Annotated in this window: 13 protein-coding genes, 2 tRNA genes and 2 pseudogenes; 10 read left to right on the plus strand and 7 right to left on the minus strand. The window is 74.6% G+C overall.

Annotation, left to right across the window (positions count from 1 at the left end):
* The 5 genes and pseudogenes from ACFWW8_RS36360 to ACFWW8_RS36380 form a co-directional block, all read left to right on the plus strand.
* Positions 1-332, plus strand: a pseudogene (locus ACFWW8_RS36360) (RNA helicase); the annotation flags it as partial.
* 182 nt (positions 333-514) lie between these two features.
* A tRNA-Lys gene (locus tag ACFWW8_RS36365) sits at positions 515-587 on the plus strand.
* Positions 588-897: 310 nt separating this feature from the next.
* Positions 898-971: transfer RNA gene (locus ACFWW8_RS36370), tRNA-Met, on the plus strand.
* Positions 972-1,175: 204 nt separating this feature from the next.
* Positions 1,176-2,357 (plus strand): PP2C family protein-serine/threonine phosphatase, encoded by a 1,182-nt coding sequence (locus tag ACFWW8_RS36375; RefSeq protein ID WP_386536619.1) that lies wholly within the window; start codon positions 1,176-1,178, stop codon positions 2,355-2,357.
* A 299-nt stretch (positions 2,358-2,656) separates the two neighbouring features.
* Complete coding sequence (locus ACFWW8_RS36380; RefSeq protein ID WP_386536622.1) at positions 2,657-3,712, plus strand: M23 family metallopeptidase; 1,056 nt, start codon at positions 2,657-2,659, stop codon at positions 3,710-3,712.
* A gap of 29 nt (positions 3,713-3,741) precedes the next feature.
* On the opposite strand, the gene ACFWW8_RS36385 is transcribed toward ACFWW8_RS36380, so the two are convergent.
* The 4 genes from ACFWW8_RS36385 to ACFWW8_RS36400 all read right to left on the minus strand — a co-directional run bounded on the left by ACFWW8_RS36385 (position 3,742) and on the right by ACFWW8_RS36400 (position 9,062).
* The gene (locus ACFWW8_RS36385) at positions 3,742-5,088 is read right to left on the minus strand and encodes a PrsW family intramembrane metalloprotease (RefSeq protein WP_386536625.1); all 1,347 of its coding nucleotides are present in this window, start codon (positions 5,086-5,088) and stop codon (positions 3,742-3,744) included.
* 43 nt (positions 5,089-5,131) lie between these two features.
* Positions 5,132-5,944: a tRNA (guanosine(46)-N7)-methyltransferase TrmB gene (gene trmB, locus ACFWW8_RS36390; RefSeq protein WP_386536628.1), complete on the minus strand. Its 813-nt coding sequence runs from the start codon at positions 5,942-5,944 to the stop codon at positions 5,132-5,134.
* A 195-nt stretch (positions 5,945-6,139) separates the two neighbouring features.
* Entirely contained in the window at positions 6,140-7,372 is a 1,233-nt protein-coding gene (lhgO, locus tag ACFWW8_RS36395) for an L-2-hydroxyglutarate oxidase (RefSeq protein ID WP_386536630.1), read from the minus strand.
* 19 nt (positions 7,373-7,391) lie between these two features.
* Positions 7,392-9,062: a sporulation protein gene (locus ACFWW8_RS36400; protein WP_386536633.1), complete on the minus strand. Its 1,671-nt coding sequence runs from the start codon at positions 9,060-9,062 to the stop codon at positions 7,392-7,394.
* Between the two features lie 629 nt (positions 9,063-9,691).
* On the opposite strand from ACFWW8_RS36400, the gene ACFWW8_RS36405 reads away from it, so the two are divergent.
* On the plus strand, positions 9,692-11,989 hold the full coding sequence (locus ACFWW8_RS36405; RefSeq protein WP_386536636.1) for an asparagine synthase-related protein: 2,298 nt from the start codon (positions 9,692-9,694) through the stop codon (positions 11,987-11,989).
* Between the two features lie 316 nt (positions 11,990-12,305).
* Positions 12,306-12,371 (plus strand): annotated as a pseudogene (locus tag ACFWW8_RS36410) (MarR family transcriptional regulator); the annotation flags it as partial.
* Positions 12,372-12,712: 341 nt separating this feature from the next.
* Here ACFWW8_RS36410 and ACFWW8_RS36415 read toward each other — a convergent pair.
* Both ACFWW8_RS36415 and ACFWW8_RS36420 read right to left on the minus strand, forming a co-directional pair.
* Positions 12,713-14,773 (minus strand): sigma-70 family RNA polymerase sigma factor, encoded by a 2,061-nt coding sequence (locus ACFWW8_RS36415; RefSeq protein WP_386536639.1) that lies wholly within the window; start codon positions 14,771-14,773, stop codon positions 12,713-12,715.
* Between the two features lie 277 nt (positions 14,774-15,050).
* Positions 15,051-15,827 carry a TetR/AcrR family transcriptional regulator gene (locus ACFWW8_RS36420; protein ID WP_386536642.1) on the minus strand — a complete coding sequence of 259 codons (777 nt, stop codon included), beginning with the start codon at positions 15,825-15,827 and terminating at the stop codon, positions 15,051-15,053.
* A gap of 340 nt (positions 15,828-16,167) precedes the next feature.
* Between ACFWW8_RS36420 and ACFWW8_RS36425 the strand changes: the two genes are divergently transcribed.
* Positions 16,168-17,586 carry an NAD(P)/FAD-dependent oxidoreductase gene (locus ACFWW8_RS36425; protein ID WP_386536645.1) on the plus strand — a complete coding sequence of 473 codons (1,419 nt, stop codon included), beginning with the start codon at positions 16,168-16,170 and terminating at the stop codon, positions 17,584-17,586.
* A gap of 135 nt (positions 17,587-17,721) precedes the next feature.
* The gene (locus tag ACFWW8_RS36430; RefSeq protein WP_386536648.1) at positions 17,722-19,548 is read left to right on the plus strand and encodes a SpoIIE family protein phosphatase; all 1,827 of its coding nucleotides are present in this window, start codon (positions 17,722-17,724) and stop codon (positions 19,546-19,548) included.
* A gap of 56 nt (positions 19,549-19,604) precedes the next feature.
* On the opposite strand, the gene ACFWW8_RS36435 is transcribed toward ACFWW8_RS36430, so the two are convergent.
* Positions 19,605-20,897 (minus strand): MFS transporter, encoded by a 1,293-nt coding sequence (locus ACFWW8_RS36435; protein WP_386536651.1) that lies wholly within the window; start codon positions 20,895-20,897, stop codon positions 19,605-19,607.
* Positions 20,898-21,022: 125 nt separating this feature from the next.
* On the opposite strand from ACFWW8_RS36435, the gene ACFWW8_RS36440 reads away from it, so the two are divergent.
* Positions 21,023-21,559, plus strand: a complete 537-nt coding sequence (locus ACFWW8_RS36440; protein WP_383923947.1) for a MarR family winged helix-turn-helix transcriptional regulator — start codon at positions 21,023-21,025, stop codon at positions 21,557-21,559.
* The last annotated feature ends 321 nt before the right edge of the window (positions 21,560-21,880 follow it).

The following is a 21,880-nucleotide window of genomic DNA, read 5'->3' on the forward strand; positions in this document are numbered from 1 at the left end:
ACCGTCCGTCCGGTGGTTTCCGTCGTGACGACCGGCCCTCGGGTGGCTTCAACCGCGACGACCGTGGTGGCGACCGCCCCTCCGGCGGCTTCCGCTCCGGCGGCGACCGTCCGACCGGCAACGGCACCTTCCGTCGCGACGACCGTCCGACCGGTGGCAGCTTCCGCCGTGACGACCGTCCGTCCTCGGGTGGCTTCCGCTCCGCAGGCGCCGGCGACCGTCCGTACGGCCGCCGCGACGACAACCGCCCGTCCGGCTCCGGCTCGTCCGGCTCCACGGGTTCCTTCGGTGGCCGCCGCGACGACAAGCCGCGCTGGAAGCGCAACGGCTGATTTCGGCCCGGCTCGGCCGAACCGGCTGAACTGAGCACCTGACAGGGCCCCCACGACATCGTCGTGGGGGCCCTGTCGCGTCCGCCCCGGCCCGTGGCCGGCGAGCGGCCGACAGGCCGGGCACGGGATACCCGATCGGCTGACCGGCGCTCTCCGGCTATGCTCTGGGGTGAGCGCGTGGAGGGCCATTAGCTCAATTGGCAGAGCAGCGGACTTTTAATCCGTTGGTTGTCGGTTCGAGTCCGACATGGCCTACTCGTCGCGGCGTCAGCCGGGACGTTTCTGACGTGCTCGTTCTGTGGCCCGCCCGGGATCCTCCGGGCGGGCCACAGCGCTGTCCGGGGGCCCGCGGCCCGGTGATGCCGCGGGGAAGTTCCCGACGGCCTGGATGTGCACCGCCGTTGGGGGCGGTCCGGGAGTGCGGAAAGGGCTGGCATTTCCCCGGAACGATCGGCCTTTCGGGCCGTCGCAGGGCTCTGACCTGCGCTGATGGTGCTCCCGTGGGCTGTCGGGCGGTTAATTGGCCGGTGGCTCCGCCCTGATGGCGTAGAGTTGTGTTTACCGACGCGGGGTGGAGCAGCTCGGTAGCTCGCTGGGCTCATAACCCAGAGGTCGTAGGTTCAAATCCTGCCCCCGCTACTTTGTACGAAGGCCCGGTTCCCCTTGGGGAGCCGGGCCTTCGTCATGTTCCCGTCCCGTGTTCCCTTCCCGGCGGTCCCGTCGGGGCCGCCGTCACCCGATCGGCCGCCGCCGGGTCGCCCCGGAGGTGTCCGGGGCGACAGCCTTGAGGGGGAGGCGGCGGCGGCCCGCACCCGTGCGAGGACCGGGCGGCAGGAGAGCGGCGTGGCGGGGCTGGGCCAGCGGGACAGTGGTGAGCGTGGGGGCGGTGCCGGAACCGGCACGGCCCGCCGGGTGGTCCGGCTGTTGCCGGGCGTGCTGATCGCCCTCGGGTTGTGCTTCGACGTGATGACCCCGCCCAGCTTCACCGGGTCCCCCTTCTTCACGGCGGCTCCGCTGATCGCGGCGCCGCTGTTCAGCTTCCGGGCCACGGCGCTGACCGGGGCGCTGGCCTCGCTCGCGGTCGTCCTGCTGCACCTCCACAACGGCACCACGTGGAAGGTCGAGGCGATGACCGAACTGGCCACCGTGGTGACCGTGTCCGGGCTGGCGCTCCTGATCAACCAGGTGGTGCGGCGCAGCGGGGATGCGCTCGCCTCGGCGCGCGGGATCGCCGAGGCCGCACAGCGGGCGGTGCTGCCGACCCCGGCCGAGCGGATCGGCGGCCTGCACGTCTCCGCCTCGTACGAGGCCGCCCAGGCCGACGCGTTCATCGGCGGCGACCTGTACGCCGTCCAGGACACCCCGTACGGGGTGCGTCTGGCGGTGGGGGACGTGCGGGGCAAGGGGCTGGGGGCGGTGGAGGCCGTCGCCGTGGTGCTGGGGGCCTTCCGCGAGGTGGCGGAGAGCGAGCCGACCCTGGAGGGCGTGGCGCGGCGCCTGGAGCGCGCGCTGGCCCGGGAGGGCACCCGGCGGGACGGTCTGGACGCGGTGGAGGGGTTCACCACGTGCGTGCTCGGTGAGATCCCCCCGGGGGCGGAGGTGCTGCGGCTGGTGAACCGGGGCCACCCCGCACCGCTGTTGCTGCACGCGGACGGGGGTCTGGCCGTCCTCGCCCCGGCGGATCCGGCCCTGCCGCTCGGGTTGGGCGAGCTCGGGGGGCGGCCGGACCGGGTCGAGGAGTGGGCCTTCCCGGCGGGAACCACGCTGCTGCTGTTCACGGACGGGCTGACCGAGGCCCGGGACGGCGCGGGGGCCTTCTACGACCCGGCGGAGCGTTTGCGGGGACGGGTCTTCCCCGGTCCGGACGCGCTCCTCGGCGCCCTCGGCAGCGATGTGCGGCGGCACACGGGAGGCGCCGCGACGGACGACATGGCGCTGCTCGCGGTGGGGCGGCCGGCGCAGGGGCAGCCGGAGCGGCGGCGGACGGTCCCGGTGGTGCCACGGGACGAGGGGCCGCAACCGTAGGGACGTGACTGTGCGTGGGGCAAGAGGCGCTCTACGCGATGTGCGTGACGGCCCGTCATGTCACCTCTGTGGCTGAAGAGGTGGTGAAATCGTCGTGGTTTTGCGTGCGTTGATCCGATTCTATGGCGAAAGGTTCTGGCCAAAGCCGTTCGGTGCGTGGCTGATTGGTGAGAACGATCAATCGCAACAGCTTGGAATCACTCCCCTGCGTCTATTACCGTTCGATAACGCAGCGCGGTCGTCCCGGCCGTCGCAAGAGACGGCGCCGTGCGTGTGTTCGCCATGAGGAGTGTGCCCCGGTGGCCTCCAACCTGCCCGCTCCCGAAGGCACCGAGATCCAGGAGCAGCCCACCGCTGGTGCCTGGGGCGAGTGGAACCCCACGGAGGACTCGGTCCGTCCGGTACGCGGCAAGCACCGGGTGGCCCGGCAGCGCGGCGGCCTCGCCCGCAGTTCCACCGTGCTCGGCGTCGGCGTCATCGCGGCGGTCGGCGCGGGCGGCATCGCCACGGCGCAGGACCGGCCCCAGGTCGCGATATCCCTGCCCTCCCTCCCCTCGCTGCCCGACGTGATGGACACGGGATCCTTGGGCGACACCGCCCGGCGGACGGACGCCGGTTCCGCAGAAGCTGCCGCGGCCGCCTCCCGGAGCGGGATCATCCCGCGTCAGGCGGACCGGGGCGCCGACGCCGGAGAGGTGCTGCGCAACCGCATCCTCCAGCAGGCCGAGCACCAGCAGGACGCCGCCGAGGCGCAGGCCCGGGCCGAGGCCGAGCGGATCGCGCAGGAGGCCGCCGGCCAGGAGGCGAAGGACAAGCGCGAAGAGGCCCGCAAGGCCGCGGAGAGCGCGGCGGCGGAGAAGGCGGCGGCGGAGGCCGAGGCGAAGACCGCCCGGGAGGCGGCGGAGACCCGCGCGGTCGCCCAGGCCAAGGCCGAACAGCAGCGCGTCGCCACACCGTCCGGCGGCTACTCCCTGCCGACGTCCGCGTACACCCTCACCTCGCGCTACGGCGCCGCCGGCTCGATGTGGTCCTCCGGGCACCACACCGGCCTCGACTTCGCCGCCCCGACTGGCACCCCGGCCAAGGCCGTGGCCGCCGGGAAGATCGTCTCGGCCGGCTGGTCGGGCGCGTACGGCTACCGGATCGTGCTGGAGCTGGAGGACGGCACGGAGGTCTGGTACTGCCACCTGTCCTCGATGTCGGTGACCTCGGGCTCCGTCGGCGCCGGCGAGACCATCGGCCGCGTCGGCGCCACCGGCAACGTCACCGGGCCCCACCTCCACCTCGAAGTGCGCACGGGCGGCTCCACGGTCGACCCGATGGCGTGGCTCAACTCCAAGGGCCTGAAGGTCTAGCGCGAACGGCACGGCCCACGGGGCAGCCCTCAGCCGGTCCCCCGGCCGCGCGTCCCCTCCGGTACGGCGTCGGCGCGTCCCCGCGCGGCGGGCGGCCGGGGTCCCGGCACACACACCCCGGCGGGCGTGACCGCGGCCACCTCCCGGTCCGTCCCGTCCGCCCGGTCCGTCCGGTCCGCGCCGTCGTACGGGGGCGGCAGCAGCTCCTCCATGGCCGCCGCCCGCGCCAGCGCGGGCCCCGCCGTCGCCCGGTGCTCCCACAGCCGGTGCAGCAGCTCGCGCTCCCGTCCGGCGAAGTCGGCCTCCCCCGGGGGCCCGCCGCGGCGGGCCCCGTTCCGCAACAGCGCCAGGGCGGCCGCGTCCGCCCCGTACCGGGCGACCGCCCGCCCGGCGGCCCGGCCCCCGCTGCGCCGGGCCAGGGAGCGGGCCAGTGCCCGGGCGGGCATGGAGGCCAGGGCCGGGACCTCGGCGGGAGCGAGCCAGCCCGCGGCCGCGTACACGGCGAGCTCCCCGGCCACCGCGCGCAGCCGGCGCCGCCGTATCCGTACGGCCAGCCACACCAGCAGCCCGAACGACGGGGCCATCACGCACCCGTAGACCACGTAGAAGCCGTACTCCCCGAACTGCGAGGAGCCGTTCCACAGCGCGTGCAGGCCCATGGCGGCGGCCAGCCCGAGCAGCGGCAGCCCCACCCGGGTCGCGCGGCGGGAGGCGAGGGCGGCGGCGCCGAAGCCGAGGCCGGTGAGCACGGTGAACAGCGGGTGCGCGAACGGCGACAGCACCATCCGGACGAAGAAGGTGGCCGCCGTCACCGAGTCGAGCAGGGGGGTGCCGTGGGCGAGGTCCTCGTCGAAGGCGTTGCCGAGGTAGAGGATGTTCTCGGTGAAGGCGAAGCCGGTGGCCGTGAACCCGGCCGCCACGAAGCCGTCGGCGGGACCGGTGAAGTGCCGTCTGCGGAACACGAACACCAGCAGGAGGGCGGCCGCCTTGGCGCTCTCCTCCACCACCGGGGCGATCGCGACCGAGCCGAGCTGGTCGGCGTCGGAGGGGTCGGCGGTGGCCCCGGCTATCCACTGGGTGGCGAAACTGTTGGCCAGTATGGCGATCAGCGCCGCGGTGCAGGCGCCCCAGCCGAAGCAGAACAGCAGCTGGGGCCGGGGCGCGGGCGCGGCCCGGCCGAGCCACCGGAAGGCCGCCACGAGCAGCGGCACCGGAACCAGGGCCAGACCGAGGCCGACGAGGAACCCGGGCGTCCCGGTCTGCTCCCGCACGAGTGCGAGGATCGAGATCCCGGTGGCGGCGAGCAGGACGACGAGCACGCTCGTGCGGACCGCGCCCGACGGACGTGCGAGCACACGGGGGAGCGCTCGGAACACGCCTTGACCCTACCGAGCGGGTCGGACACGGGCGGTGACGTTGTCAGTTCTCCGTGCGACGGAACAACAAGTCGTGTACGAGGTGGCCCTTGTCGAGGCCCTGGCCCTCGAACCGGGTGAGCGGGCGGAAGTCGGGGCGGGGCGCGTAGCCGCCGTCCTCCTGAGTGTTCTCGAAGTCCGGGTGCGCGGTGAGGACTTCGAGCATCTGCTCGGCGTACGGCTCCCAGTCGGTCGCGCAGTGCAGCAGGGCCCCGGGGGCCAGCCGGGTCGCGGCCAGGGTGAGGAACTCGGGCTGGATCAGGCGGCGCTTGTGGTGGCGGGCCTTGGGCCACGGGTCGGGGAAGTACACGCGGATGCCTGCCAGGGAGTCGGGCGGCAGCATCTCGCGGAGCAGGATGATGGCATCGCCGTTGGCCACGCGGACGTTGGTCATCCCGCCGCGCTCGGCGAGGGCCAGCAGGTTGCCCTGACCGGGGGTGTGGACGTCGGCGGCGAGGATGCCGGTGCCGGGGTCGGCGGCGGCCATCTGCGCGGTGGCCTCGCCCATGCCGAAGCCGATCTCCAAGACCACGGGGAGGCCGTCGAAGAGGGCCTTCAGGTCCAGGACGTCGTGGCCGTCGATGTCGAAGCCCCACGTGCCCCACAGGCGCTTGAGGGCCTCGCCCTGGCCGGTGGTGACCCGGCTGCGGCGGGGCTGGAAGCTCCGGATGCGCCGCTCGTGGTGCGAGCCGGCCGGGTCCGGCGAGGGGCCGTCGGGGAAGCGGGGCTCGGTGCGCCACTTGGGCGGCACGTACGAACCCGCCTCCGGCGCGGTGTCCGGGAGGCGGGGCGGCTGGGGGTTCAGGGACTCAGGCACAATGCGCTGATTCTACGACGGGACCCCGCCCCCGGCCGCTCGGCCGTCGGGCCCGTCCACCCCCGCCGGCTCCTGCGGAGCCCACCCCGGCCGGCGGGGCCACGACCCGGCCCCGCCGGCGACCGAGGCGCAAGGGCCCGGCAGCCGCGCGGGCCCGGCGGTCCGGAGGCCGGGGCACGGACCCCGGGAGCCCGGTCAGGCCGAGGCGAGGGTGCGCAGGGCGCGGGTGGCGATCTCGCGGCCGATCGGGAGCGAGGCCGTCGCGGCCGGCGACGGCGCGTTCAGTACGTGGACCGTGCGCGGCGCCTCCCGGATCAGGAAGTCGTCCACCAGGGTGCCGTCGCGCAGGACCGCCTGCGCACGGACCCCGGAGCCGGCGGGGCGCAGGTCCTCGGGACCGACGGCCGGCAGCAGACGGCGTACGGCCTGGGTGAAGGCCCGCTTCGACAGCGAGCGGTGGATCTCGCCGGCCCCGTACCGCCAGTGCCGCGCGGCCATCCGCCAGGAGCCCGGCCAGGCCAGTTCCGAAGCCACGTCCAGCGGCCGGACCGTACTCCAGTCGTAGCCCTCGCGGGCCAGGGCCGGTACGGCGTTCGGGCCGACGTGGACGCCGCCGCCGATGCCCCGGGTGAGGTGGACGCCGAGGAAGGGGAACGCCGGGTCCGGCACCGGGTAGACCAGGCCGCGGACCAGGCCGGGCCGGTCGAGGTCGTAGTACTCGCCGCGGAAGGGGATGATCCGCATGCCCGGGTCGTCCCCGGCCAGCCGGGCGATCCGGTCGCACTGCAGGCCCGCGCAGTTCACCAGCACCCGGGCCCGGACCACCAGCCCGGACGTGGTGCGCACGGCCACCGCCGAGGGGCGGCGGGAGATCAGGTCGACCGCGCCGCCGTAGACGATCTCCGCGCCCGAGGACTCCGCGAGCTGCGCCGCGACCCGGCCGTAGTCCACGATGCCGGTGCTGCCGACGTGGATCGCGGCCAGGCCGCGGACCTCGGGCTCGTAGTCCGCGATCTGCGCCGGGCCGAGCTCGCGCACCGGGATGCCGTTCTCCCGGCCGCGCTGGACGAGGGCGTGCAGCCGCGGCAGCTCCTCGCGCTCGGTGGCGACGATCAGCTTGCCCGTCACCTCGTGCGTGATGCCGTGCTCCGCGCAGAACTTGACCATCTCGGCGGCGCCGGGCACGGCGAAGCGCGCCTTCAGCGACCCCGGGCGGTAGTAGATCCCGCTGTGGATCACCCCGCTGTTGCGGCCCGTCTGGTGCCGGGCCGGCCCGGTCTCCTTCTCCAGGACGACCACGCGGGTCCCCGGAGCCAGGCGCGCCAAGGCGTGCGCCGTCGACAGGCCGACGATCCCGCCGCCGATCACCAGCACATCGCAATCCACGCCGCCGCCCACGCTGACACCTCCCACCCCTGCATACTGCACCCCGCCACCGACAACACGACTACGCGGGGGCCACCAGCAGCGGGCGGGCCCGCTCGCGCAGCTCCGCCACGCGCGGCTCGTCCCCGTACGGTTCCAGTCGGTGGAGCAGGTCCCGTACGTATTCCGTCGTCCGCGCGGACGAGATCCGGCCCGCCACTTCGACCGCCCGGGTCCCCGCTGCGCACGCTGCGTCCAGATTCCCCGATTCCAGCTCGGCAACCGCGCTCACGACCAGCCGCAGCCCGTGCGAGCGCACGTACTCCTCGGTGGGTCGGGACAGCGCCTGCTCGGTGAAGCGCCTGACCTGGCGGGGGAGTTTGAGGTCCCGGTAGCATTCCGCCGCATCAGCGGCGAACCGGTCATAGGAGTAGAAACCCAGCCAGGTCGGGTCCGGGTCGCCGGCGCGGGCCCGCTCCAGCCAGCCCTCGGCCGCCCGCAGCGCCGCTCCGGCGGCGGCGGAGTCGCCCGCCTTGGCGTGCGCGCGGGCCTCGACGAGGCGGAAGAAGCTCATGGTGCGCGCGGTGGCGAGGCCGCGGTTGCGCTCGACCGCGGCCTGCGCGAGATCCACGCCCTCGTCCGGGAAGTCCCGGTAGGTCGCCTGCAGGGACATCGAGGCCAGGACGTACCCGCCGAGCGGGACGTCCCCGGCGGCGCGGGCGAGCCGCAGCGCCTGGATGTAGTAGCGCTGGGCGGCCTCCTGCTGGCCGGTGTCGAAGGCCATCCACCCGGCCAGCCGGGTCAGCTCGGCGGTGGCGCCGAACAGGGCGCGCCCCACCTCGTCGGTGTACGAGCCGAGCAGCAGCGGCGCCGCGTCGACCCGCAGGCACTCGGGCACCATCGACGAACGCCAGTCCCCGCCCCCGTACTTGGAGTCCCAGCGGCGCGCGTCCTCGGCGGCTTCGCGCAGCTTCGCCACGTCGCTGTGGCCCACGCGCTGCGGGGCGGGGTCGGCCGGCGGCGATGACGTCTGCTGCGCCTGTTGCGGTGACTGCTGCTGCGGTGACTGCTGTTGCTGTGCGGGCGGCTGCGGTGCGGGGCCCGGCGTGCCCGCGGGGAGCTGTCCGCCCGACGGCTGTACGGGCACCGAGGCGGCCGGCGGGGTGGTCGCGGCACCTCCCGGAGCCGTGGTCCCGGCCGGAGTGCTCGGAGGTGTCGGCGTCGTCGGCGTCGTCGGGGTGTCCGGGGTGGTCGGGGAACCGCCGCCACGGGCGGCCGGCTCCCGGGCGACCGAGCCGTCCGCGGGGGATATCAGCCACCGCGAGGCGGGCGTCGCGTACGCCGCGACCGAGAAGGACCCCGCGAGCGACTGCCAGATCCCGCCACCGCCGCGCCGCCCGGCGAGGTCGAGCCGGTAGAGGTCGGTGGCCGAGCGCACCGCCGCGCCCACGTCGCGCGGGAAGGCCAGGCCGACCTCGGGCGCGGGGTCCGCGTCCGCCAGACCGATCTCGTGCAGCGGCACCGGCCGCCCCAGCTTCGCGCCGATCGCGGAGGCGATCAGATGCGGGGCGGCGCCCTGCGGCACCATCCCCTTCGACACCCACCGGGCCACCGATGTCTTGTCGTACCGAAGCGTCAGCCCGCGCTGTGCGCCGAGGTCGTTGACCCGCCGGGCCAGCCCCGCGTTGCTGATGCCCGCGAGGGCGAGGACGGCGCCGAGCTTCTCATTGGGCTCGCGGAGCTCCCTGGACATGCGCCACCCCTCGTCACACGCGGAACGCAGACGCCGCCGGGGCATAGGCGCCCGGCATTTCGTAAACCCAGCGTAGTTCCCCGCCTCCCAAGCGTTAAGGCCCCTCCGTCCGTATGGCGGGATTGTTGTCCGTTTGCACAGTCGGGCCCCGTGCCGACCCGGGGCGCACGCGTCCCGGCGTGCTCCCGCCGTGTGGCCGTGCGCCCGCCCGTGCGCTCTGGCCGGCCCCGGGGAGCGGCGATTCGATGTGCGGTGCGTGGGTCGGCCCACTGCGCGGATCGGGCGGGCCGGGGGATGCCGCCACCTCAATCCCCGCGGGTGGCGGAACGGTCCGGGGGGCGGTTTCCGCCTCCCGCACCGCGCCCGCACGGCGGTTGCCGAGGCCACACCTCGGCGCTCAGGACGGCCGAAGAATGGCCGAAAGCGACCTATGGGGCGGTGGGAACGGAACGCCAAATACCGCATGGTCGGCGCGTGTTCGTTTGCATGTGCGCCCCCTTTAACCCCTCTCGCACGCCTGTCCCGTGGCAGCATGGACCCGAGCCACCCGGGGCCCCTTCGGCCGCGCCCTCAGCGCCGTCCGTGCTGCCCGTGCCCCGGTCATGTGCCCACGGGCTGGGGAGGCGGCGGTGCGCTGGTTGGTGGGTTGGAGCAGTATCGCCGCGAGCTTCGGCACGGCCGGCCGCGTCTCCGGGCACGGGTCCCGGAACGCCTCAGTCCGGGGCGGATACGACTCCAACGGATACGAGTCCAGCGGCTACGGCGCGAACGGCTACGGATCGAGCGGATACGGATCGAGCGGCTACGGCTCCCACGGCCACTCCGACGCCGACCACTCCGGCGGCGCCGCCCCCCTCCGCGGCGGCATCGCGGACGCCGCGCACCCCGGCGACCCCGGCGCGGACGCCGAGCGCACCGTCCACCCCGTCGGCGCCCAGCTCCTGTGGGGCGACCCCGACCCCCTGTGGGCCGTCGGAGACTGGCGCGCCGACGAGATCCGCATGCTCACCGCCGACCCCGCCGACCCCTTCACCCGCCTCGCCGTCCTCGGCGTCTGCGGCGCCACCGACGCCGAACTGCGCCGCGCCCTGTACGCCGCCCGCGGCGGGGCCCTGCGCCACCTCACCCAGTGGTCCGGCAGCTACACCGCCGTCGTGCAGGCCGGTCGCCGGATCACCGTCGTCGGCGATCTCGCGGGCGCCCGGCCCGTGTTCTACACCCCCTGGGCGAGCGGAACGGCGTACGCCACCGCCGCCCTCCCCCTCGCCGACCTCATCGAGGCGCAGCTCGACATCGGCCACCTCGCCGCCCTGCTGGCCTGCCCCGAAAGTCCCGAGGCACTGGGCGACGGCACACCGTACGCCGGAGTCCGGCGCATCCCGCCCGGGCACGCGCTCATCCTCCGCGAGGGCTCCCGCGAGATCACCGGCTACGAACCGGTCGCCTCCCTCGCGGTGGCCGCGCCCGAGGCCGACCCCGAGCGCGCCGTGGAGGGCGTACGGGAAGCTCTGGTGGACGCCGTGCGCGCCCGGCTCACGGCGCCGCGCCATGCCCCCGACGCGATGCCGCCGTACGATCCCGGCCCCGTCCCCGGAATGGGCCCCGCCGACCGGCGCGCGGCCCGCGGCGTCCCGGCCCCCGGCGTCGGCGCCGACCTCTCCGGCGGCAGCGCCTCCGCCACCCTCGCCCTGCTCGCGGCCGGCCTGCCCGGAGCGCCGGGAACCCTGCTGAGCCCCGCCGGGGCGCGCCTGCTCGCGGTCACCTTCAACGACCTGGCCACCCCGCAGGGCCGCGAGGCCGAGATGGAACGGGCCCGCGCGATCGCGACGGACCCGCGCCTGCACCACGTCGTGGTGGCCGCCGCCGAGGAGGCCCTCCCCTACGCCGACCTCGACGGGCCGCTGACCGACGAACCCGGCCCCTCGCTGGTGTTCGCCGCCCGCGAGCGTCGCCGGCTGGCCGCCGGCTCCGCCGACCACTTCACCGGCCACGGCGCCCGCCAGGTCCTCGACGCGCACCCGGCCCGCCTCGCCGACCTCCTGATGGACCGCCGGCGCCGGCACCTGCTGCGTCCGGTGGCCGCCCTGGCACGCTCGGCCTCCGCGTCGGGCGAGTCCCTGCTGGTCCCGCTCACCGTGTACTCCGCCGCCCGCCGCCTCGCCCGTACGACCTACCGCGCGGGCATGGAGGCCGCGGCTGCCCGGCTCCGCGAGGGCGGGGTCGCCGTGCGCCCCTCCGGCCCGGTGGACGCCTCGCTGGCCGCGCTGACCTGGTCCCGGCCCGGCCCGGCGGCGGGCTGGCTGACGGGGGAGGCGCTCGCGGAAGTATCGATCCGTCTTGCCGCGGCTGCCGGGCGCCCGCCCCTGTCCCTGCGTCCCGGCGAGGCCCGCGCCCGCTCGGTGCTCGCCCGGCACGCCGCCGACCACCGGGTCTTCGAGCAGGCCGTCGAGGTCCGCAGCCAGCGCCTGCACGCCCCGTTCCTCGACAACCAGGTCGTACGGGCCTCCCGCGCCCTCCCGGAATCCCTGCGGGTCCAGCCCGGTGCCCGCGCCGCGATCCTGCGCACCGTCCTGTCCTCCACCGGCGTCCGCGAACTCCCGCCGGGCTGGGGCGCCACCGCGCACACCCCGAACGAGAGGGCGACCCGGCTGGGGCTGCGGGCCGCCCTGGAGGAACTGCTGGCACTGTTCGCGGCGCCGCTGCTCGCCGACGCCGGTCTGATCGACGCCCGGGTCGTCCAACAGGCCCTGCTCGATGCGGCGGACGGCCGGCCGGTCCCGCTCGACGGTCTCGCGGAACTCGTCTCGATGGAACTGTGGCTCGGCCGCCTCCTCGCCCGCCGCGGCACCTGCTGGACGGGCACCACGGCGGCCCGGCGCCGCGCGGTGCCGGAGGGGGTACCCGTACACCGCCCGGCCCTGTCCTGAGGGGGCGGCGCCGGACGGCCACGGGGACGGGGAGCGCGGGCACGGGTCGCGGGCACGGGGCACGGATGCGGAAGGACGGCGGGCGGGCGGGCGGGCGGGCGGGATGAGCGACGCGGTGGACGCGATCGTCGGCCAGTGGGCGGCGGAGCGGCCCGACCTGAAGGACGACCTCTGGCCGGTCGAGGTCCTGGCCCGCATCCAGCGGATCCACCGGATCGTCGAGCGGCAGCTCAAGGCCTCCGCGGCCGAACGCGACCTGGAGGCGGGCGAGGTGGAGGTCCTCCTGACCCTCCGCCGCTCCGGACCCCCGTACGCCATGACCGCGGGCGCCCTCGCCCCGGCCGCGATGGTGACCGCGGGCGCGATCACCAACCGGATCGACCGCATGGAGGCCAAGGGCCTGGTGGAACGGGCCCGTGACGGCCAGGACCGGCGCACGGTCCGCGTCCACCTGACCGGGCGCGGCCTGGAGCTCACGGACGCGCTGGTGGCGGACCAGCTGCGCCACTACGGCACGGCTGCTGGCCGACGCCGGCCGCCCCGCCGAAGCCGTACGGCCCCAGCCGCGGCCACCGGGTGGCGCGCGGGCCGTCCCCGCTCGGTCCCCGAGGAGGCCCCCGTCTACGGACTGCGGGAGCGGGCCCGCGCCGCCCCCGGCGCCGACCGCCACACCGGGGAGGGCGGCCGGAGCCGCCCTCGGACCGGCCGCCCTCGCCGCGGCGCTCAGCGGCAGCTGATCACGGCGTCCGCCCAGCTCGCCAGCGCCGGCAGGCTGCCCCCGCCGGCGCGTTCCACCACCAGCCGCAGGGACGTGCGGCCGGTCAGCGGCACCTGCACCGCCACGGCCGGGTCCCGGTACCCCAGGGCGCCGGATTGCCACAGCCGCTCCCCGTCCGCGTACACGGAGAACCGCACCGTGGCGTCGGTGAACGCCGACAGGTCGTCCACCCCCGCCCGCGCCGAGAACGCGCTGCACTGCCGGTTCAGGGCGATCTCCACCGACGAGCGGGAGTTCACGGTGATGCCCTGTCCGAACCGCCGGCCGCCCACCTCCAGCCCCCGGCGCTGCCACACCCAGCCGCTGCGCCAGGTCTGCACCTCCGGACCGCTGTGGTCCCCGTACGCGGAGTGCCCCAGCACGGCCAGCTGGAAGCCCTGCGCGGGCTTCGGCGCGGGCGCCGACGGCCTGGCCGGTGACGGCGAGGGCCGCACCCGGCCCGGCGAGGGGGAGGGCGGCGGGACCGGCGCCGGCCGCGACACCGCGGGTGACGGCACCGGGGAGACGGGCGCGGCCGGCTTCGACGGCGCGGGCGACGACTTCCGCGCCGCCGGTACGGAGACCCGCGCGGCCGGCGGCCGCGCCACGGGCGGCTCCGGCTCCGGCGGGGCGGGCGCGGGGGAGTCCGGCGCGACCGGCGCCGCGGCGCTGGGCGAGGGCTGCGCCCGGGCCCGGGGCTCGGCATCGTCCCCGGCCAGCGCGAACACCACTCCGGCGGCCGCCGCGACCGCGATCCCGGCGGCGATGGCGGCCTTGGCCGGCAGCCCGAGCCCCTCGGACACCGCGGCGCTCCCGGCCCCGGCCCCCGACCCGGCGCCCCCGGCGCCTCCCGCGCCTGCGACAGCCCCCGCCCCCGCGGCCCCGCCGGCCGTGCCACCCGCGGCGCCCGCCCCCGCGGCCGACCCGGCGACGGCGCCCGACCCGACGGCCCCCGACCCGCCGACGGCGGCCGCCGCGGCCCCGGCTCCACCGGCGGCGACGGCGCCACCGGCCACGACCCCGGCGGCCTTGGCCGCGTACCCGGCGGCGAACCAGCCGATGACCGCGACCGGAAGCAGCGCCGGAATGCCCGCGTTGACGTCCTGGAGCTCCCCGGCCGCAACCCTGCACTTCGCGCACTCCTCCAAGTGCTTGCGCAGCCCCCGCTCCGCCCGCATCCGCAGGCCGCCGCGCGCGTAGGCGCCCAGCCGGTCCGCGTACCGCGCGCAGTCGCCGCCCTCGCTCAGCGCCGCACTCACGTGGGCCTGGAGGTACGCCTGCTTGAGCCCTTCGCGGGCCCGACCGGCCAGCACCGCGGTCGCGTTGGCACTCAGCCCGAACAGCGGCGCGACCGCGCTCGGCGACGCCTCCTCCACGGTGGTGTGCCACAGCACGGCCTGCCACCGCTCGGGCAGACTCCGAAACGCCTGCATGGCCAGCGACTGCTCGGCCTCGCGCATCGCCCGTACGTCCGCGCCCAGTTCGAGCGTGTCGCCCCCGGCCAGACCGCCCAGGGTGCCGCCCTCCGACCCCGTGGCCGCCTGCTCCGCGAAGACGGCGAAGTCCTCGACGAGCTGCTCGCGCCGGGCGGTCTTCGCCCAGGCCGCCGCGACCCTGCGGACGGTGGTCAGCAGGTACGCCCGTACCGACTGGTCCGGCCCGGCCCCGCCCCGCACCGCCTGGAGCGTCCGCGCGAACACCTCGGCCGTGAGGTCGTCGGCGGTGTGCGCGTCCCGGCAGCAGCTGCGCGCGTAGCGCCGTACGGAGTCGGCGTGACGCCGGAAGAGCTCCTCGTAGGCGCCGTCGTCGCCCCCGCGCATCCGGGCGGTCAGGTCGGCGTCGGACGGGGGCAGGTCGACGACGGGCGCCCGCGCAGCCCCGGCTGCGCCGGAGCCGGGGGAGGCGGCGTGCCGCCCGCCCGGTTCGCGCTGGGCGGGGACCTGCCGTTCGGCCACGCTGCCCGCCTCGGCCTCGCCGGCGGCTCCGCCGGAGCCACCGAGTGGCTCTTCCCGCCCGTCAACGCCCATCGAGGAAGCCCCCGCACGACACACTCAACCGGTACACCGATCCAGCGTGGCACACGGCGGACGCACGCCGAGGCGCTCTCCGTACCATCCACTCGTCCGGGCACACTTCGGCGAACGCCCGTACCGTTCCCGGCCCGTTCGGACGGCCGGCCCCCGTGCGGCCCGCGCGGGGGCCGAGAGATCAGACCCTCCGGACGACCGAGCGCACCCCGCTCACCCGGACGGCCACGCGCACCTCCCGGCACTCACCCCGTCAGACGCGCGCACCTCCCGGCACTCACACCGTCCGGGACCGCAGCCCTTCGAGCAGGATGTCGAGCAGTCGCGTGGAAGCCGCCGCCTGCTGCGCAGGGTCGGGCAGCGCGGGCGCCGCCGTCGCTATCACCAGCAGCACGTCGGCCACCGTGACGTCGCCGCGCAGCTCACCGGCCGCCCTGGCCCGGTCCACCAGCCGGCCGACGACCTCCAGCAGCGCGCCCGCGCCCGCGTCGTCCGACGGTTCGTTCTCCCCGGCCGTGCGCGCACCCACGACCCGCAGGTCCGGCACGGCCGCGGCCGTCCCGGCCTGGCGCTGGTGCGGAACCCGCGCGGCCTCCGCCTCCTCGACGCCGTCCTCGCTCGCCGAGCCGACCCGCAGCACCTGCGGCGGCAGCAGCCGCCCTGCGCCCGAGGCCACGGAGGTGCGCAGGAAGCGCGACAGCGCCTGCCACGGCTCCTCCTCCTGGCCCAGCGCGGTCCTGGCCTGGTCGGTCAGCCGAGCGGTCTCCTCCTCGGCTATCCGGCGGACCAGGACGTCCTTGCTCGGGAAGCGCCGGTACACGGTGCCGACACCAACCCGCGCGCGGCGCGCCACGTCCTCCATCGGAGCGCCGTAGCCCAGCTCGCCGAACACCTCGCGGGCCGCGCGCAGCACGTGCTCCAGGTTGCGCTGCGCATCGACGCGCAGCGGCGTGGAGCGGCCCACGCCGTGCGTGGTGGCGCCGTTCGCGACAGCACGGCCGCTGCTCTCGACCGAGAGCGCGGTCGCAGAACCATGGAAATCGGAAATGTTCATATGTATCCCCCGGTAATCATTTGTCTCCCCCCGGAGACACTCCCCGCCTTCGCGTCGAGGGGGCCACGGTCAGTTGGGCCCGGTCCTACTCCTCGACGGGATACGAACATAGTTGAGCCAGAGTCAATTCAGAAGGGGCAGCCCCGGACGGACCACCGCCCGATCGGAGCATTCACCCCCACTTTTCCGTTCCGTACCCCCGGAATAAGTGATTCCGCACCCTCTGACCTGCGCACCTGCACCCCCCTCCGACGCCCACGGCCACCCCGTCCCCGTACTCACTCCGGTCACACAATGTGCCGGGGCTGTGGACAAACTCCCGGCCACGATGCGTCATGGGGTGGTGAAGGCTGCTAACTCACGGGGCACGGCCCCCGGTACTCCGCCCCGTACGCGCATCCTGATCGTCGGCGGCGGCTACGTCGGCATGTACACGGCGCTCCGGCTCCAGCGAAGGCTGAGAGCGGGCGAAGCCGAGATCACGGTGGTCACCCCCGAGCCGTACATGACCTACCAGCCCTTCCTCCCGGAAGCCGCCGCGGGATCGATCTCCCCCCGCCACGTCGTGGTGCCCCTGCGCCGCGTCCTCGACAAGTGCCGCATCGTCATCGGCGAGGCACGGAGCATCGACCACGCCAAGCGCACCGCGACCATCACCACCCTCGCCACCGACGAGGAGGGGACCGGAGCCGTCGAGATCGAGTACGACGAACTCGTCCTCGCCCCCGGCTCCGTCTCCCGCACCCTCCCCGTCCCGGGACTCGCCGAGTACGGCATCGGGTTCAAGACCGTCGAAGAGGCCATCGGCCTGCGCAACCACGTCATCGAACAGATGGACATCGCCTCCTCGACGCGCGACCCCGCCCTCCGCGACGCCGCCCTCACCTTCGTCTTCGTCGGCGGCGGCTACGCGGGCGTCGAAGCCCTCGGCGAACTGGAGGACATGGCCCGCTACGCGACGCGGTACTACCACAACATCAAGGCCGCGGACATGAAATGGGTCCTGGTGGAGGCCAGCGACCGGATCCTCCCCGAGGTGGGCCCCGAGATGGGCGTCTACACCGTCCGCGAACTGCGCCGGCGCAACATCGACCTGCGCCTGGAGACCCGGCTCGAATCCTGCGAGAACCGCGTCGCCGTCCTCAGCGACGGCGCCCGCTTCCCCACCCGCACCGTCGTGTGGACCGCCGGCGTCAAACCGCACCCGGTGCTCGCCGCGTCCGACCTGCCGAGGAACGAGCGCGGCCGCCTCGCCTGCACCGCCTTCCTCACCGTCGAGGGGGTCGAGCACGCCTGGGCCGCGGGCGACGCCGCCGCCGTCCCCGACATCACCGCCGCGGAGAAGGGCCGCGAGTGCGCCCCCAACGCGCAGCACGCGGTCCGCCAGGCCAAGGCCCTCGCCGACAACCTCGTCGCCGCCCTGCACGGCGAGGTCCTCACCGAGTACGCCCACAAGTACGCCGGCTCGGTCGCCTCCCTCGGCCTGCACAAGGGCGTCGCGCACATCTACGGCCGCAAGATCAAGGGCTACCCCGCCTGGTTCATGCACCGCGCCTACCACCTCAGCCGGGTCCCCACCTTCAACCGCAAGATGCGCGTCCTCGCCGAATGGACCCTCTCCGGACTCTTCAAGCGTGAGATCGTCTCCCTCGGCTCGCTCGAACACCCCAGGGCGGAGTTCGAACTCGCCGCCGGGGGCGGCCACAAGGCCCCGCCCCCCGACCCCGCCCCCAATCCCCCGCAGGACAGCCAGAGCTGACGTTGTCAGTGCGGTCGGACACACTGGACGTGTGACCATAGGTGCGCTCACACCTGCACAGAGTGACATCGTCCAGTCAGCGACCGACCACGAGCGACACAGCGACCACTTGCGACACCACGAGGCTTGAACGCAGTGAACTTCACGCGCTGGAGCGCCCGGTTTCCCGGAACGCAGCGCCGCGCCGCCGCCCGGACCGAACACGCCGCAGCCCAGGCCAAGCGGGGGGAAGGCGCCGTCCCGGCAGCCCGCGGCGGCCGCGCCGACCCCGGCACCGAGCGGCCCGCGCCCGCCGCCGAAGGCTGCCCCGCGGACCCCACGGTCTCCGGCACGGGCACGGGCACGGGCGGTTCGGGTGCGGGCGGTTCAGGCGCGCCCACCGCCCCGGCCGCCGCCACCACCGCGCCCCGCGCGGGCGCCCCCTGCGCCGTGCCCTCCCTCGACGAGCTGTCCGTACGCGAGGTGCTCGGCCGCCTCCCGGCCCTGGTGGCCCTCGTCCACGGCCCCGAGCACCGCGTCGCCTACGTCAACGACGCCTACACCGCCGGCTTCGGCCCCCGCCCCACCGGCGCCCCCGCACACGAGGCCCTCCCCGAACTGGGCGCGCTCGGCCTCCTCCCGCTCCTCGACCAGGTCCAGCGCAGCGGCAGGCCCCGTACCGCCAAGAACCGCACCGCCCCCGGCGGCACCAGCTCGTACACCGTCACCTGCACCCCCGTCGACTTCCCCAGGGCCCGCCCCGCCGAAGACAAGGACCCCCACCACACCGGCGTCCTCGTCCACCTCGCCGACGTCACCGACCACGCCGAGGCCGTCGAACGCCTCCGTGCCAGCGAACGCCGCCAGCGCGAGGCCGCCGTCACCCTCCAGCGCTCGCTCCTCCCCCAGGAGCTCGAACAGCCCGACGACCTCCGCGTCGCCGCCACCTACCAGCCCGGCGGCACCGAGGCGGCCGTCGGCGGCGACTGGTACGACGTGATCACCCTCGGCGCCGGCCGCACCGCCCTCGTCATCGGCGACGTCATGGGCCGCGGGGTCCGCGCCGCGGCCGTCATGGGCCAGCTCCGCACCGCCGTCCGCGCCTACGCCCGCCTCGACCTGCCCCCGCACGAGGTGCTGCAGCTCCTCGACGGCCTCGCCGCCGAGATCGACGCCAGCCAGATCGCCACCTGCGTCTACGCCGTCCACGACCCGAGCGAGGGCCTGCTCGCGTACGCCTCCGCCGGCCACCTCCCGATCCTGGTCCGCGACGAGGACGGCACCGTCCGCCGCGCCGCCGACCCCACCGGCCCCCCGCTGGGCACCGGCGGCTGGCTCCACACCTCCGGCACCATCCCCCTGGGCCCCGGCGGCACCGCCGTCCTCTACACCGACGGACTCGTCGAGCGCCGCGGCGAGGACATCGACGAGGGCGTCGCCGCCCTGGAACGCGCCTTGTCCGGCGCCCAGGGCAGCCCGGCCGTCATCTGCGACCGCCTGATGCGCGCCCTCGGGGTCGACGCCGACCACGACGACGACGTCGCCGTCCTGGTCCTCCAGCAGCCCGCCCGGACCGGAGCCGACGCCGAGCTCTTCCACAACGCAGCCCTGGAACTCCTCGGAGGCATCGAAGCCGCCCCGCGCGCCCGCGCCTTCGCCCAGGGCGTCCTCGCCTCCTGGCGCTTCCCGGTCGAGCTGTGCGACCTCGGCGTCCTCGCCGCGAGCGAACTCGTCGCGAACTCCCTCCAGCACGGCACCCCGCCCATGCGCCTGAGACTGCGCCGCACCGACCGCCGCCTGATCATCGAGGTCACCGACGGCGACGACCACCTCCCGCGCCGCCGCCGCGCCGAACCGGCCGACGAGACCGGCCGCGGCATCTCCATCGTGGCGACGATCGCCTCGTCCTGGGGCTGCCGCCGCACCCCGGGCGGCGGCAAGGCCGTCTGGTGCGAGTTCGCCCTGCCGGACAAGCAGCCGTAGACACGAGGAAGGCCCCGGTCCAGCGGACCGGGGCCTTCCCACTTCTCTCCGTACGGCTACGCGTGCGCCGGCTCGGCGGCCTGCGCCGCGGCGGGCGCGGTGTTCCCCTGCGCCACGATCCTGCTCGCCAGCGACGGGTTGTCCTGCGCCGGGCTCAGCTGCTCCCCGAGCCGCAGCGCCAGCCAGGCGATTCCCAGCGAGACGGCCACGAAGATCCCGATGTAGAGCATCGGGATCCCGGCGCCCAGCGGCACCCCCAACGGCCCGAGCGCCAGCGCCATCTGCTTGACCAGCGCGAAGGCGGAGTTGTACTGGCCCACGGAACCCTCCGGAGCCAGGTCGGCCACCAGCGGCGCCAGGGTCGGCGACAGCATGGCCTCGCCGATACCGAAGAGCGCGTACGTGGTGATGAACGCGGCGGCGGCCATCACGGCGCTCCCGTGGCCCAGCCCGGAGAACCCGGCGATGACCCACGCCACGGTCCAGATCAGCCCGACCAGCGCGATGACCCGGGACCGGCGGCGCTTCTCGACCAGCCGGAGCACGACGAACTGGGCGACGACGATGGCACCGGTGTTGGCGGCGAGCGCGAAGCCGAGCGTCGAGGGGGAGATGCCGGCGGCCTCGGTGCCGAACGCGGCGAGACCCGACTCGAACTGCCCGTAACAGGCGAAGAAGATCACGAAGCCCAGCACCAGCAGCTTGACCATGGCCCGGTGCCCGAGCAGGCGCTTCCACGCACCCCCGCCCGCCTGGGACGGGTCCCTCGGCACGGCGTCCTTGATGCTCGGCACCTGTGGCATCCGCACGGTGAGGATGACCCCCGCCAGCACCAGGAACATCACGGCCTCGATGCTGAACAGCAGGGTGAAGCTGCCGGGCCGGGTCTCGTCGACGATCTGACCGCCGATGAGCCCGCCGATGCCCAGGCCGAGGTTCTGCATGAAGAACTGCAGCGCGAAGGCCCGCGTACGGGTGGACGGCGTCGAGCACCACACGATCATCGTGGCGAGCGCCGGCTGCATGACGGCCTGCCCGGCACCGAGCGCCAGGGCCGACAGCAGGATCGGGACGACCCCCGTGGAGAGCCCGAGCGCCAGCGCTCCGGCCGAGGCGACGACGGCCGCCCCGATGACCACGGGAACCGGACCCCGGCGGTCGATGACGCGCCCGGTGAGGGGCAGCGCGACAAGAGCCCCCAGCGCGAACGCCACGAACGCACTCGTGGCGGCCATGGAGCCCAGACCTCGCACCTGCGCCACATAGATGTAGAGGAACGGAACCGTGAAACCGATGCCGAACGCGGTCAGCGCGTTCCCGGCCTGGATCCGCCGCATCGCAGCGCCCATCACCTTGGTCACTTCTCACCTGCCTTTAAGAGCTGAAGACTGAAGACTTGATACCTAAAGTTCGATCCTTAACTCTACACACCGAAGGAGTTAGATGCCAACGAGCCCGTGCCATACTTCGACCCATGGGTGACACCCCCGACGGCACTACGCCCGTCCACGAGCCGAGCCTCGATGAGCAGATCGCCGTCTACCAGCGCGAATTCCAGGACCTCGACCCTCAGGTCGAGAAGGTGGTCTCGGCCCTGAGCCGCCTGAACCGCCGGATGAACGTCGCGTACGGCCGCCAGACGGCGGCGCTGGGCATCAGCAACGCGGAGTGGGAGGTCCTGAAGGCCCTCGTCATCTCGGGTTCCCCGTACCGGATGGGTCCGAGCGAGCTCGCGAAGCAGCTGGGCCTGACGCCGGCGGCGATGACGCACCGGATCGACCGCATGACCTCGGAGGGCCTGGTCACCCGTGAGCGGGACGAGTCCAACCGGGTCCGCGTGATCGTGGAGCTGACGGACGAGGGCCGCAGCAAGTGGCTGGACGCGATGCGCGCGGCCACGGTGTTCGAGGAGGACCTCCTCCAGGACCTCTCCACGGCGGAGCGCGGGGTGCTGGGCGACATGCTCACCCGCCTCCTGGACCGCGTGGAAGACCTCCAGTCCCCGAGCTGACCTCAAGGTTTGACACGCCCGACACAAGTCCGTAAGGTTCTTCGAGTTGTCCCAGAGCCATTAGGTTCTGGCGTCGACGCATCCCGCCGTCTCGTTGCGGCAACCCAACTCAGCAAGATCTCCCACAGGGAACGTATTCGGTATGCCCGAATTCATTTCCGAAGGCCGATTATGAATCGCCGGGGAAATCCACTAGAGTTCGGGAGTCGGAAGGGCCCAACAGCCCTGAAGACAAAGCCCGCTGACTGGGAGTCGGGCCCGAGAGGGTCTGATAGAGTCGGAAACGCAAGAACAGAACGAAAGCCCGGAGGAAAGCCCGAG

Origin of the sequence: Streptomyces sp. NPDC058701 (assembly GCF_042715295.1) — a bacterium.
In the GTDB taxonomy this organism is placed as follows: Bacteria; Actinomycetota; Actinomycetes; order Streptomycetales; family Streptomycetaceae; genus Streptomyces.

Bases quoted from the DNA above. Each gene is read 5' to 3' on its own strand.
- ACFWW8_RS36420 (WP_386536642.1), bottom strand. From the start codon at position 15,827: ATGAACATTTCCGATTTCCATGGTTCTGCGACCGCGCTCTCGGTCGAG.
- ACFWW8_RS36400 (WP_386536633.1), bottom strand. From the start codon at position 9,062: ATGTCCAGGGAGCTCCGCGAGCCCAATGAGAAGCTCGGCGCCGTCCTC.
- ACFWW8_RS36435 (WP_386536651.1), bottom strand. From the start codon at position 20,897: ATGGGCGCTGCGATGCGGCGGATCCAGGCCGGGAACGCGCTGACCGCG.
- ACFWW8_RS36415 (WP_386536639.1), bottom strand. From the start codon at position 14,773: ATGGGCGTTGACGGGCGGGAAGAGCCACTCGGTGGCTCCGGCGGAGCC.
- ACFWW8_RS36440 (WP_383923947.1), top strand. From the start codon at position 21,023: ATGGGTGACACCCCCGACGGCACTACGCCCGTCCACGAGCCGAGCCTC.